Annotated in this window: 12 protein-coding genes; 7 read left to right on the forward strand and 5 right to left on the reverse strand. The window is 64.6% G+C overall.

Annotated elements, in window-relative coordinates; translation table 11 throughout:
• Nucleotides 1-191 precede the first annotated feature (191 nt).
• From ACF8SD_RS23220 to ACF8SD_RS23230, 3 genes are all read left to right on the forward strand, one after another.
• Entirely contained in the window at nt 192-869 is a 678-nt protein-coding gene (locus ACF8SD_RS23220; protein WP_392484039.1) for a response regulator transcription factor, read from the forward strand.
• Nucleotides 870-1,126: 257 nt separating this feature from the next.
• Nucleotides 1,127-1,543 carry a Spy/CpxP family protein refolding chaperone gene (locus ACF8SD_RS23225; protein WP_392484040.1) on the forward strand — a complete coding sequence of 139 codons (417 nt, stop codon included), beginning with the start codon at nt 1,127-1,129 and terminating at the stop codon, nt 1,541-1,543.
• Between the two features lie 59 nt (nt 1,544-1,602).
• A complete protein-coding gene (locus ACF8SD_RS23230; protein ID WP_392484041.1) occupies nt 1,603-2,940 on the forward strand; it encodes an ATP-binding protein in 1,338 nt (445 codons plus the stop codon).
• 56 nt (nt 2,941-2,996) lie between these two features.
• Here the strand turns inward: ACF8SD_RS23230 and ACF8SD_RS23235 are convergent, their stop codons facing one another.
• Nucleotides 2,997-3,554, reverse strand: a complete 558-nt coding sequence (locus tag ACF8SD_RS23235; protein ID WP_392484042.1) for an NAD(P)H nitroreductase — start codon at nt 3,552-3,554, stop codon at nt 2,997-2,999.
• Nucleotides 3,555-3,725: 171 nt separating this feature from the next.
• Here ACF8SD_RS23235 and ACF8SD_RS23240 point away from each other — a divergent pair, with 171 nt between their 5' ends.
• Nucleotides 3,726-5,180 (forward strand): TrkH family potassium uptake protein, encoded by a 1,455-nt coding sequence (locus ACF8SD_RS23240; protein WP_054881891.1) that lies wholly within the window; start codon nt 3,726-3,728, stop codon nt 5,178-5,180.
• Here the strand turns inward: ACF8SD_RS23240 and ACF8SD_RS23245 are convergent.
• Nucleotides 5,137-6,198, reverse strand: a complete 1,062-nt coding sequence (locus tag ACF8SD_RS23245) for an AraC family transcriptional regulator (RefSeq protein ID WP_392484043.1) — start codon at nt 6,196-6,198, stop codon at nt 5,137-5,139. The genes ACF8SD_RS23240 and ACF8SD_RS23245 overlap by 44 nt on opposite strands.
• 152 nt (nt 6,199-6,350) lie before the next feature.
• Here ACF8SD_RS23245 and ACF8SD_RS23250 point away from each other — a divergent pair, with 152 nt between their 5' ends.
• Complete coding sequence (locus ACF8SD_RS23250; protein WP_392484044.1) at nt 6,351-6,662, forward strand: Mpo1-like protein; 312 nt, start codon at nt 6,351-6,353, stop codon at nt 6,660-6,662.
• Nucleotides 6,663-6,751: 89 nt separating this feature from the next.
• The gene (locus tag ACF8SD_RS23255) at nt 6,752-7,636 is read left to right on the forward strand and encodes a DMT family transporter (RefSeq protein ID WP_392484045.1); all 885 of its coding nucleotides are present in this window, start codon (nt 6,752-6,754) and stop codon (nt 7,634-7,636) included.
• A gap of 1 nt (nt 7,637) precedes the next feature.
• On the opposite strand, the gene ACF8SD_RS23260 is transcribed toward ACF8SD_RS23255, so the two are convergent.
• Nucleotides 7,638-7,919: a SelT/SelW/SelH family protein gene (locus tag ACF8SD_RS23260; RefSeq protein ID WP_009683663.1), complete on the reverse strand. Its 282-nt coding sequence runs from the start codon at nt 7,917-7,919 to the stop codon at nt 7,638-7,640.
• A gap of 67 nt (nt 7,920-7,986) precedes the next feature.
• Between ACF8SD_RS23260 and ACF8SD_RS23265 the strand changes: the two genes are divergently transcribed.
• Entirely contained in the window at nt 7,987-10,173 is a 2,187-nt protein-coding gene (locus ACF8SD_RS23265) for a patatin-like phospholipase family protein (protein ID WP_392484046.1), read from the forward strand.
• An 80-nt stretch (nt 10,174-10,253) separates the two neighbouring features.
• Here the strand turns inward: ACF8SD_RS23265 and ACF8SD_RS23270 are convergent, their stop codons facing one another.
• Together ACF8SD_RS23270 and recQ are read right to left on the reverse strand one after the other, a co-directional pair.
• Complete coding sequence (locus ACF8SD_RS23270; protein WP_392484047.1) at nt 10,254-10,691, reverse strand: MarR family transcriptional regulator; 438 nt, start codon at nt 10,689-10,691, stop codon at nt 10,254-10,256.
• Nucleotides 10,692-10,841: 150 nt separating this feature from the next.
• Nucleotides 10,842-12,989 carry a DNA helicase RecQ gene (recQ, locus tag ACF8SD_RS23275; RefSeq protein WP_173888000.1) on the reverse strand — a complete coding sequence of 716 codons (2,148 nt, stop codon included), beginning with the start codon at nt 12,987-12,989 and terminating at the stop codon, nt 10,842-10,844.
• Between the last annotated feature and the right edge of the window lie 161 nt (nt 12,990-13,150).

The following is a 13,150-nucleotide window of genomic DNA, read 5'->3' on the forward strand; positions in this document are numbered from 1 at the left end:
TTTCTTCGCGGGCTTGCCCGCTCCCACAGTGGCCCGCACAAACCTTCGGAACTGCACGGTCGTTGTAGGAGCGGGTTTACCCGCGAAGCAGGCGATGCGGGATCAGCAGTTATACGGTTGCCATCAGTCTGCGGTATCTTTGCCATTGGCGGGCCGACTTGACCGCCGTCAATGGTGGAATTGAGTGAGTCATGAGCGAGCTGTTACTGATTGATGATGACCAGGAACTGTGCGAGCTGCTGTGCAGCTGGCTGACCCAGGAAGGGTTTTCCGTACGTGCCTGCCACGATGGGCAGAGTGCACGCCTGGCCTTGGCCGAGCATGCACCTGCGGCCGTGGTGCTGGATGTCATGTTGCCCGACGGCAGCGGCCTGGAGTTGCTCAAACAGCTGCGCAGCGAGCACGCCGAACTGCCAGTGCTGATGCTGTCGGCCCGTGGCGAGCCGCTTGACCGTATTCTCGGCCTGGAACTGGGTGCCGACGATTACCTGGCCAAACCGTGCGACCCACGCGAGCTTACCGCCCGCCTGCGTGCAGTATTGCGCCGCAGCCACCCCGTTGCCGCCACCAGCCAGCTGGAGCTGGGCGACCTGGTCTACAGCCCGGCCCGCGGCGTGGCCAGCATCGATGGCCGGGAAATGACTCTGACCTTGTCCGAAAGCCGCATACTCGAAGCGCTGCTGCGCCAGCCTGGCGAGCCGCTGGACAAACAGGAACTGGCGCAGATCGGCCTGGGCCGCAAGCTCACCCTCTACGACCGCAGCCTGGACATGCACGTCAGCAACCTGCGCAAGAAGATCGGCCCGCATGCCGATGGCCGGCCACGCATCGTCGCCCTGCGCAGCCGCGGCTATTACTACTGCCTGTGAGCAGCTGCAAGCTGCAAGCTACAAGCTACAAGCTGCAAGCTACAGGCTACAAGCTCCAAGTAAGCCGATCGCGATTCTGCTCTTGCTTGCAGCTTGCAGCTTGTAGCTTGTAGCTTGTAGCTTGAAGCTTGAAGCTTGAAGTTTGCAGCTTGCAGCTGTTCTTTACCCAGCCTTTACCATCCACTGACTGCGCTTGACGGTGATCTCCCTAGACTGTGCTCATCCGGTAATCACCGGCCTATGAAAGGAGAGACACCATGCGCAAGACCCTTATCGCCCTGATGTTCGCCGCCGCCCTGCCGACCGTAGCCATGGCCATGCCTGACGGCGGCCCACGTCACGACGGCCCGCATCACCGCGGTGACGCGGCCTTCCAGCAACTGGACCTGAGCCGTGACCAGCGCCAGCAGATCGGCAAGCTGATGGGCGAGCAAATGCAGCAGCGCCGCGACATCACCGAGCGTTACCTGGCCAAACTGCCGGCTGCCGACCAGAAAGCCATGAAGGACGAACTGCAAGCCAGCCGCACCAAGACCGACACCGCCGTGCGCAACCTGCTCAAGCCAGACCAGCAGAAGAAGTTCGACGAACTGCAAAAGGAACGCGCTGCCAAGAAAGCCGAGTGGCAGGAGTTCCAGGCCTGGAAAGCTGAAAAAGCCAAAAAGGCCCAGTAAGCTGTCAGCCTGATGCCCGGCTCGCCCCAGCGCGAGCCGGGCTTTTTCTGTTTTAGGAGGTGCTCTTGCGTTCACTGTTCTGGCGCATTCTGGCCAGCTTCTGGTTGGCCATCACCCTGGTTGCAGGGCTGTCGATCTTGCTTGGGCACATGCTCAACCAGGACGCCTGGATCCTCAGCCGCCACCCCGGCCTGAACACGCTGGCCAGCCAGTGGGCCAGGCACTACGAGCAGGAGGGCGTGAATGCCGCGCAGCAGTTCCTGGAACAACGCAAGGACCGCTACAAGATCGACGTGCAGGTGCTCGATGACAGTGGTGACGCTGTGGTGCCCGGCACGTTCCCGCGCCGGGCGGCAGCCTTCGAGGCACGCCAGCACAACGACCAGCGCCGCTTGCCATGGCGCCGGCTGACCGAGGAATACACCAGCCCCGACACCGGCCAGACCTACCTGCTGATCTACCGCATACCCCACCCGGCGCTGGATGAGTGGCACCGGGACAGCCTGATGTGGCCACTCAGCGCACTGGGCATCGCCCTGGTGGTGTTGACCCTGTTCAGCCTGCTGGTCACGCTGTCCATCACACGCCCGTTGAGCCGCCTGCGCAGCGCTGTGTACGACCTGGGCCAGAGCACCTATCAGCAGAACAGCCTGGCGCGCCTGGCAGCCCGGCGTGACGAATTCGGCGTGCTGGCCAATGACTTCAACAAGATGGGCGCGCGCCTGCAAAGCACCCTCGCCAGCCAGCGCCAATTGCTGCGCGACGTGTCCCACGAGCTGCGCTCACCGTTGGCCAGGCTGCGCATTGCCCTGGCCCTGGCCGAACGCGCCGAACCCGAGCAGCGCCAGGCCCTGTGGCCGCGCCTGACCCGCGAGTGCGACCGGCTGGAAGACCTGATCAGCGAAATACTCACCCTGGCCCGCGTGGATGCCGAACAGGCCCACGCCGAAGCGGTGGACCTCAATGCCTTGCTGGGCAGTGTGCGCAAGGACGCCCTGCTCGGCGCGCCCGACCAGGATGTGCGCCTGGAGGCGCAACCGGGGCTGGTCTTGCAAGGTTGGCCGACACTGATCGAGCGGGCCGTGGACAACCTGCTGCGCAACGCCCTGCGCTTCAACCCGGCAGGCCAGCCCATCGAAGTCAGTGCCGTGCGCGATCAGGCGCGGGTGGTGATCAGTGTGCGCGACCATGGCCCGGGGGCAGCCCCGGAGCACCTCGCCCAGCTGGGTGAGCCGTTCTTCCGCGCACCGGGGCAGGAGGCCCCAGGGCACGGCCTGGGGTTGGCGATTGCGCGCAAGGCGGCGGAACGGCATGGCGGCAGCCTGGTCCTGCACAACCACCCGCAGGGCGGTTTTGTCGCGCGGCTTGATCTGCCTTTGCAAGCCGCTTCAGCTTAAGGCTGCCGGAACCTTGTACGTTCAGGGCTGCAGCGCAGCCCTTGCTCGCTCACCCGTCAGCCGCCCCAGCCCGTGACGAAATCAGCGGTGTCCAGCACCGGTGCGGTCCGTGGCTCGGTCATAGGCGTGCCGACGTACAGGTAGCCGATCAGCTCCTCGTTCTCCGCCAGCCCCAGCCCCTTGTGCACATGCGCGTCGAAGGCCATGTCCCCGGTACGCCAAACGGCGCCGATGCCCTGCGCATGGGCAGCGATCAGGATGCCATGCGCCGCACAGCCCGCCGCCAGGCGCTGCTCGGACTTGGGCACCTTGAAGTGGTCCTGCAACCTGGCCACCACCACGATCAGCAACGGTGCGCGCAGCGGCATGGCGCGGGCTTTGTCCAGCGCAGCCTGGGTGGCTTCACCCTTGTGCTGCAGCGCTTCGGCGAACAGCTCGCCCAGCTTAGCGCGGCCCTGCCCTTCGATGGTCAGGAACCGCCAAGGCCGCAGCTGGCCGTGGTCCGGCGCCCGCAGGGCAGCCTGGAACAGCGCCTCGCGCTGGGCGGCATTGGGCGCAGGTTCGGTCAGGCGTGGCACGGAAACACGGTTGAGCAATGCGTCGAGAGCCTCCATCGGCTACCCTCCTGGCAGTGGAATGTGCGGCCATTCTCAAGCTGCACGCCCTAAGCTGCAAGCTGCAAGCTGCAGCACGCCGGCTTTTCGTGCAGCGTGCCGCGCCTGGCTTGCAGCTGCCCAGCCCATAGGTAGAATGGCGCCCTTCCGTTTCGAGTCAGAGCAGATCACATGGCGTTGCCGACCTTAAGGATCATTGGTTTCATCATCGGCATCTTCCTGATCACCCTGGCTGTGGGCATGGCCGTGCCCATGGCGACCCTGGTGATATTCGAACGTACCGGCGACATGCCGTCGTTCCTGTGGTCTAGCCTGATCACCTTCATTGCCGGGCTGGCCATGGTGCTGCAAGGGCGACCCGAGCACGTGCACCTGCGGCCACGCGACATGTACCTGCTGACGGTCTGCAGCTGGCTGGTGGTCTGCGTGTTCGCCGCCCTGCCCTTCCTGCTGACCCAGCACATCAGCTACACCGACGCCTTCTTCGAAAGCATGTCGGGCATTACCGCTACCGGCGCCACCGTGCTCAGTGGGCTCGACAGCATGTCACCAGGCATTCTGATGTGGCGCTCGATGCTGCACTGGCTGGGCGGTATCGGCTTCATCGCCATGGCGGTGGCCATCCTGCCGCTGCTGCGCATTGGTGGCATGCGCCTGTTCCAGACCGAGTCTTCGGACCGCTCCGAAAAGGTCATGCCGCGCTCGCACATGGTCGCCAAGTCCATCGTGGGGGTGTACGTCGGCTTCTCGATACTTGGCGCGCTGGCTTTCTGGTGGGCCGGCATGAGCCCGTTCGATGCCATCAACCACGCCATGTCGGCAATTTCCACCGGTGGTTTTTCCACCTCCGACCAGTCCCTGGCGAAATGGGACATTCCCGCCGTGCACTGGGTGGCGGTGGTGGTGATGATCATGGGCAGCCTGCCGTTCACCCTGTACGTGGCCACCCTGCGCGGCAACCGCAGGGCGCTGCTTCGCGACCAGCAGGTACAGGGCTTGCTGGGCATGCTGCTGGTCACCTGGCTGGTCCTGGGCACCTGGTACTGGTACAGCACCAACCTGCACTGGCTGGATGCGCTGCGTCACGTGGCGCTGAACGTGACCTCGGTCGTCACCACCACCGGTTTCGCCCTGGGTGACTACAGCCTGTGGGGCAACTTTTCGCTGATGCTGTTCTTCTACCTGGGCTTCGTCGGCGGCTGTTCCGGCTCGACCGCGGGCGGGATCAAGATCTTCCGTTTCCAGGTCGCCTACATCCTGCTCAAGGCCAGCCTCAACCAGCTGATCCACCCGCGTGCGGTGATCAAGCAGAAGTACAACGGCCACCGCCTCGATGAAGATATCGTGCGCTCAATCCTGACGTTCTCGTTCTTCTTCGCCATCACCATCTGCGTCATGGCACTGCTGTTGTCATTGCTGGGGGTGGACTGGATGACCGCCCTGACCGGGGCTGCCGGTACGGTCTCCGGGGTGGGGCCTGGCCTCGGGGAAGTGATCGGCCCGTCGGGCAACTACGCCACGCTGCCGGACGCCGCCAAGTGGATCCTGGCCGCGGGCATGCTGCTCGGCCGCCTGGAAATCATCACCGTGCTGGTGTTGTGCATGCCTGCGTTCTGGCGTCACTGAGCCCTTCGCCCCCGGCGCCGAGCCGGGCGCGGTACTCGCTGGGCGTGGTATCGAACCAGCGGCGGAACGCGCGGTAGAAGTTGCTGGGGTCGGCGAAGCCCAGCAGGTAGGCGGTTTCCAGCAGGGTCATGCCCGGCTGGGCCAGGTACTGCTCAGCCAGTTCGCGGCGGGTGTCGTCGAGCAACGCCTGGAAGCTGGTGCCCTCCTCCTGCAGCCGCCGCTGCAGGGTGCGCTGCGACAAGTGCAAGGCCTGCGCCAGGGTCTCACGCTTGGGCTCCCCTTGCGGCAAGATGCGGCACAGCACCTGGCGCACGCGGTGGGTCACGCGGCTTTCGGAAAACCGCGCCAGGTACTCCCCGGCAAAACGGTCGTGCAGTACCGCCATGGCTTCATTGGCCGTGGGCAAGGGCGCCTCCATGTCGGCCCGCTCGAACACCAGCGCGTCATACGGCGCGTCGAAGATCAGCGGCGAATGGAACGCCACCTTGTACGGCTCGATATTCCTGGGTTGCGGCCCCTGCACCAAGACCCGGCGTGGCTGCACCGGGCGGCCGCTCAACCATTTGCACAGCGCCAGCGCACAGGCCAACGACGCTTCGGCACTGTGCCGGGTAGGCGGCAGATGGTCGCCGTGCACGGTGAGGATCAACGAATAGCCCTCGGCGCCGAGCACAAAACTGAGATCGGAACTTTCGGCGATGATGCGCTGATACCGCACCAGCCGCTCGAAACCCTCGGCCAACGTGCGGCTGGACATCAGCGCATAGCCCACCACGTGAAACGAGGCCGGGCGCACCACACGCGCCATGTTCAGGCCAATGGCCTCGTTGCCGGACAGTTCCACTGCCAATTGCCACAGCCGGGTCATGGAGTCCTGGGGGAAGCGCGCATCGGGATCGTCGAGGGCGGCGAAATCCAGCCCCAGTTGCTTGAACATGGCCCGACAGTCCAGTCCTTCCAGCTCGAGTGCTTTGACAATCCCTGATGCCCAACTGGCTGACGTGGTTCTTTCGCTCATGACAGGTTACTTTCCTGACCGCTCCTGCGGTGAACCCCAAGGATACTCAATTGGCGCCTATTGTCACTGGTAGGCACTGCCAATGACTCTAGACTCGAATAAGGCTCCACGCCGTGCATCTTGTCCAGAAGTATTAATCCCGGAGCACAGCCATGAACCGCACAGCGCAGTTTCGCAGTTTTGCCGAGTTCTACCCGTATTACTTGGGTGAGCACAGCAACCCCACCTGCCGCCGCCTGCATTTTGTCGGCACCAGCCTGGTGATCGCCCTGCTGGCCTATACCATCGGCAGCGGCCAATGGCTGCTGTTGCTGGCCGTGCCGTTGTTCGGCTACGGCTTTGCCTGGGTGGGGCATTTCTTTTTTGAAAAGAACCGGCCGGCGACCTTCACCTATCCGTTCTACAGCCTTGCCGGTGACTTCGTGATGTTCCGCGACATTCTGCTCGGCAAGCTCAGGCTGTAAGCAGCGGGTCTGCGCCCGCCACCACGCAGTCCTCGCAACGCAGGGCTTCAGGCACAATGGCCGCCTGCCTTGCGAGGATGCCCCCTGCCATGAACCACCGCACTGCCCTTGGCGCCCTGCATATCGGCGCGCTGTTCTTTGGCCTGACCGGCGTATTCGGCAAGCTGGCGACCAGCGCCAGCCCGGTGATCATCGTATTCGGCCGCGCCGCTTTCGCCGTGGTCGCCCTGGCGCTGTTCGCCAGTGTCACCGGCCCCGGCTGGCAACGTCTGAACGGTCACGACGCGCGCCGGCTGTTGCTCGGCGGGGTGCTGCTGGCCGGCCACTGGGTCAGCTTCTTCATCGCCGTCAAGGTCGGCGGCGTGGCGATCGCCACCCTCGGCTTCGCCAGTTTCCCGGCCTTTACCGTGCTGCTCGAAGGACTGCTGTTCCGCGAGCGCATCCGCCGCAACGAAGCGCTGCTGGTGCTGCTGGTCAGCCTCGGCCTGGTACTGGTCACGCCAGCCTTCGATCTGGCCAGCGAAGCGACCGGTGGCCTGCTGTGGGCCTTGCTCTCGGGCCTGCTGTTCTCACTGCTGTCCCTGACCAACCGTGCAGGCTCTGGTCGCTTGCCTGCGGTGCAGGCAGCACTGTGGCAAAACCTGGTGGTGAGCCTGTGCCTGCTGACATTCGCTGCCCCTGGGCTGGGCGCGGTCGCGCCTGTGGACTGGCTGTGGATCGGCCTGCTCGGCGTTTTCTGCACCGGCGTGGCGCACAGCCTGTTCGTCGCCAGCCTGGCGGTCATCAAGGCCCGGACTGCCGCCGTGGTGTTCGGCATGGAGCCGGTCTACGGCATTGCCGTTGCCTGGCTGGTGTTTGCCGAGACCCCCACGGTGCGCATGCTGCTAGGCGGTGCCCTGATTATCCTCGCCATCGTGCTGTCCAGCCGCCTGGCGGCAGAGCCAGCGCAGCGGCCGCTGGCCGAGGGCGGGTGACTCAGCGGTCGTTGTGGCCCAGGTCGCGCTGGGGGTCGATCTGGTCACGCACCCGCTGCTTCAGCACCTTGGCCTCGGGGAAGCCGCCGTCGGCCTTGCGCTCCCAAATCTGCACGCCGTTGCAGGTGATGCGGAAAATACCGCCGGTACCGGGTTCCAGCGCCACCCGGCCGAGGTCGTCGGCAAACGTGCTGAGCAACTCCTGGGCCAGCCACGCGGCCCGCAGCAGCCACTGGCACTGGGTGCAATAATTGATGACGATTTCCGGCTTGTGGTCGGCCATGTTGAGATAACTCCAGCTGAGGGGCGGCTTATACTAGCGGTCTTTGACCCACGGTTTGAGACCCACGATGCGCCGTTTGCTGTTCTGCTTGCTGCTCACCCTCACCTCGCTTACAGCAACCGCCGCCGAACCGGCACGGCCCAAGGTCGGCCTGGTGCTGTCGGGCGGCGCGGCCCGTGGCCTGGCGCACATCGGCGTGCTCAAGGCGCTGGAGGAACAGGGTGTACGCATCGACGCCATTGCCGGCACCAGCATGGGGGCTGTAGTCGGCGGGCTGTACGCCTCGGGCTACAGTGTCGAAGAGCTGGAACACCTCGCCACCACCCTCGACTGGCAGCAGGCGCTGTCTGACAGCCCACCCCGCGAGGACGTGCCATTCCGCCGCAAGCAGGATGACCGCGATTTTCTGGTCAAGCAAAAGCTCAGTTTTCGTGACGACGGCAGCCTGGGCCTGCCGCTGGGGGTAATTCAAGGCCAGAACCTGTCGTTGCTGCTGGAAAGCAAGTTGGCGCACACCGCCGACACGCGCGACTTCGACAAGCTGCCCATCCCCTTCCGCGCCGTGGCCACCGACATCGCCAGTGGCGAAAAAGTGATATTCCGCCGCGGCCACCTGCCGCAGGTGATCCGCGCCAGCATGTCGATCCCGGCAGTGTTCGCCCCGGTCGAACTGGACGGCCGCCTGCTGGTGGACGGCGGCATGGTCGACAATATTCCGCTCGATGTGGCACGCGATATGGGGGTGGACCTGGCCATCGTGGTGGATATCGGTACGCCGCTGCGCGACCGCAAGCAGTTGCTGACCGTGGTCGATGTGCTGAACCAGTCCATCACGCTGACAACCCGGCGCAACTCGGAAGAGCAACTGGCCAGCCTGCACCGCGACGATATCCTCATCCAACCACCGCTGGCAGCCTACGGCCTGACCGACTTCGGCCGCGCGCGGGACATGATCGACGCCGGCTACCGCGCTACCCGCCTGCTCGACGCGCGCCTGGCGGCGCTGCGCCACCCAGACGCCGGCACCAGCCTGGCCGCAGCCCGGTCACCGCGCCAACGCACGCCCATCATCACCGCCATCAAAATCGAGAACGACGCCAAGGTCAGTGACGATGTGATCCGCTCGTACATTCGCCAGCCCATCAATGCCCCGCTGGAGCTTGGCCGCCTGGAGACCGACATGGGCACCCTATACGGCCTGGACTACTTCGACCGGGTGCAGTACCGCGTGGTGCACAAGGGCGATGAAAACACCCTGGTGATCAACGCCCGCGGCCGCCGCGGGGGCACCGACTACTTGCGCCTGGGCCTGAACCTGTCGGACGACCTGCGCGGCGACAGCGCCTTCAACCTGGGCGCCAGCTACCGGGTCAACGGCATCAACAGCCTGGGTGCCGAGTGGCTGACCCGCGGCCAGATCGGCGACCAGCAAGCGCTGTACAGCGAGTTCTACCAACCGCTGGATGTCGGCTCACGCTACTTCGTCGCCCCCTACCTGGACTTCGGCTCACAGAACATCGAGGCCACCCTCGACAACGACCCGGTGGCCGAGTACCGCCTGGAGCGCTACGGCTTTGGCCTGAACGTGGGCCGGCAGATCGGCAACAGCGGCGAAGTGCGCCTGGGGGTCGGCAAGGCCTGGGGCGAGGCCGAGGTGCGCATTGGCGACCAGGACTTGCCCAAGGTCAGTTTCAACGAAGGCTTCTACGAGCTGAAGTATTCGTTCGACACCCTCGACAACGTGTATTTCCCACACCATGGCGAAGACATCGGCCTGACCTTGCGCAAATACGACAAGTCGCTGGATTCCGACCAGGATTACCGGCAATGGCTGTTCAACCTCGACAAGGCCATCAGCAGCGGCCCGAACACCTTCGTGCTGGGCGGCCGCTACGGGCGCACGCTGGATGCCACCGAAGTGGTGACCTCCAGTTTCGTGCTGGGCGGGGCGCGGGAGCTGTCGGGCTTCCGCCAAGACTCGGTATCGGGCCAGAACATGAGCCTGATGCGGGTGGTCTACTACCGCCGGCTGACGCCACGGGCGTATGTGCCGCTGGACTTCCCGTTGTACATCGGCGGTTCGCTGGAGCGCGGGCGGGCGTGGAACAACGACAATGCGTTCGACAGTGGCTACATCAATGCGGCGAGTATTTTCCTCGGGCTGGAAACGCCGCTGGGCCCGTTGAATTTCACCTATGGCACCAACAGTGCGCATGAGCAGGCGGTGTACCTGAACCTGGGGCATACCTTCTAGGCATTACGTCCAGGGCCTGGGCATAGTGCCCGCCAAGCCGAGCGTGCGAGCCGGTGAAAGGCTGCAAGGCAGCCCCTGCCTCAGGATTTTTCCAGGTTGTCGAGGATCTTGGCATGCACCCGCATGCACACCTGCAGGTCGGCTTCATCCACCCCGCTGAACAGTTCGATGCGCAGCTGGTTGGCGATGGTCTCGATCTGTTCGATCAGCGGCTTGGCCGGCGGGCACAACACGATCTTCTTCGCCCGCCGGTCTTCCAGCACTGCCTGGCGGCGCACAAGCCCCTGGGCCTCCAGGCTATCGAGCAGACGCGCCAGGGTCGGGCCTTCGACACCCACACTCTGGGCCAGCTCACGCTGGGTCGGGGCGTCTTCGAAGCGGGCCAGGTGCAGCAACACCAGCCAGCGCGCCTGCGACAGATTGAGCCCGGCCAGGCGGCGATCCAGTTCGGCACGCCAACCCCGGGACATCTGGGCCAGTTGCATGCCGAAGCGGTGTTGGTTGTCGGTTAGAGGCATAGGTAACTCATCGAGTAGATCTAATTATTAGGCAGCTAACCATGCCCCGCCCCATGAGGCAAGGCTCGGCCAGGGTAACTTGGGCGAAAATCGTCAAAAAGCATGACAAAGGTCAGCAGATGGCGCATGTGCCTGCGAACAGGCGCAGGCCTACAGCTCGAACTCAGCTGCCAGTGCCGCGCGTACGCAATACAGCACCCCTTCCGGCACTCGCCCGGCAAACAGGGGGGCGATGGTCGCAACCGGCGGCAGCTCGCCCTCGCCATCGAGGAAGGCGTCCTGCACCTCCATCAGCAGGTCTTCTGGCAAGTCCAGCGCCTGGTCCAGGCTCAGCTCCTGGCGCCCCAGGGCCTCGGCCAGCAAGCTGTACACATTCTTTTCGCTGCAGTTGAGCTGCCCGGCGATTTGCGCTGGGGTCATGCCGGCGCGGGCCAGGCTGACCAGTTCATGGCGCAGGTCGAGCACCACCTTCGGCGCCTCGCTGGTGCCGCCGCTGTCGTTCAGTACCTCAAGGAATGCCTGGCCATAGCGCTCCAGTTTGCGCGCGCCCACGCCACTGACCTGGGCCATGTCGCTGAGGCTGACCGGCTGGCTGCGCAACATTTCCAGCAACGTGGAGTCGGGGAAGATGACGTAAGGCGGTACGCTGTGTTCTTCGGCCAGCTTGCGCCGCAAGGTGCGCAACGCCTCCCACAGTTCCCGCTCTTCGGCCCGCACCAGTTGGCTGGCCGGGCTGCCGCCACTGGACGACGCGCTTTTGGCAGTGATCTGCGGCTTGAGGTCACGGCGCAGTTGCAAGGTGACCTCGCCACGCAACAGAGGCCGGCAGCTGTCGGACAAGCGCAGGCCGCCGTAGCCTTCCAAGTCGATGTCGACCAGCCCGCGCGCCACCAACTGGCGGAACAGCGAACGCCATTCGGCTTCGGCCAGGCCTTTGCCCACGCCGAAGACCGAAAGCTTTTCATGGCCGAAATTGCGCACCTTTTCGGTGTCCTTGCCCAGCAACACGTCGACCAGGTGGCCCACACCATAGCGCTGGCCAGTGCGAAACACCGCCGACAGGGCTTGGCGCGCCGGCTCGGTAGCATCCCAGGTCTGGACGTTGTCGACGCAGTTGTCACAGTGCCCGCACGGCTGCTCAAGGATTTCGTCGAAGTAGGCCAGCAGCGACTGGCGGCGGCAGCGGGTTTCTTCGCACAGCGCCAGCATGGCATCGAGCTTGTGCTGCTCGATGCGTTTGTGGCGTTCGTCCCCTTCGGAGTTCTGCAGCATCTGCTTGAGCATGACCATGTCCTGCAGGCCATAAGCCATCCAGGCATCGGACGGCAGGCCGTCTCGGCCGGCACGGCCGGTTTCCTGGTAGTAGGCCTCAAGGGACTTGGGCAGGTCGAGGTGGGCCACGAAGCGTACGTTGGGTTTGTCGATACCCATGCCGAACGCAATGGTGGCGACCATGATCAGCCCCTCTTCGTTGAGGAAGCGGTGCTGGTTGGCGGCGCGTGTTTCGGCCGCCAGGCCGGCATGGTACGGCAGCGCCGGGAAGCCCTGCTGGCAAAGAAAGGCGGCGGTTTCGTCGACCTTCTTGCGCGACAGGCAGTAAACGATGCCGGCGTTGCCGCGGCGCTCGGCAAGGAACGCCATCAATTGCTTGCGCGGCGCTTCCTTGGGCACGATGCGGTAGAAGATGTTCGGCCGGTCGAAGCTCGACAAGAAGCGCTCTGCGCCCTGCAAGTGCAGGCGCTGAACGATTTCTTCGCGGGTACGCATGTCGGCGGTGGCGGTAAGGGCAATGCGCGGAACATGCGGGAACAGTTCGGCCAACTGGCCCAGTTGCAGGTATTCGGGGCGGAAGTCATGGCCCCATTGCGAAACGCAATGGGCTTCGTCGATGGCGAACAGCGAGATATCAAGGTCGCGCAGGAAGTCGAGCATGCGCGGTTGCACCAGGCGTTCGGGTGCCAGGTACAGCATTTTCACTTCGCCACGGCGCAGGCGCCCGGCCAGGTCGCGCTGCTGCTCGGCCGTGAGCGTGGAGTTCAGGGCGGCTGCGGCTACGCCCAGCTCGTCAAGCGTGGCAACCTGGTCGTCCATCAGCGCGATCAGCGGCGAGACCACCACGGTCAGGCCAGGGCGCAGCAGGCCCGGCACCTGGAAACACAACGACTTGCCGCCGCCGGTCGGCATCAGCACCAGGGCGTCGCCACCATTGGCCACGCATTCGATGATCGCTGCCTGGCGCCCTCGGAAACTGTCGTAGCCAAAGATGTCCTTGAGAACGCGCTGAGCCTGTTCGAGCATGTGCAACTCCAAATCGCCGTACCACCCTGCACACAGGCTGGACGAAAAACCCGCCCCGCACACGCCAAATGCGTAAGCGGTTTTTGCCAGGCCGCCGGTAAAACCGCACCTGGATGAAAAATCGCGGAGTATACCGCAGCACCGGCCTGCGCAGGGCACCA

Source organism: Pseudomonas sp. CJQ_9 (assembly GCF_043106615.1).
In the GTDB taxonomy this organism is placed as follows: Bacteria; Pseudomonadota; Gammaproteobacteria; order Pseudomonadales; family Pseudomonadaceae; genus Aquipseudomonas; species Aquipseudomonas juntendi.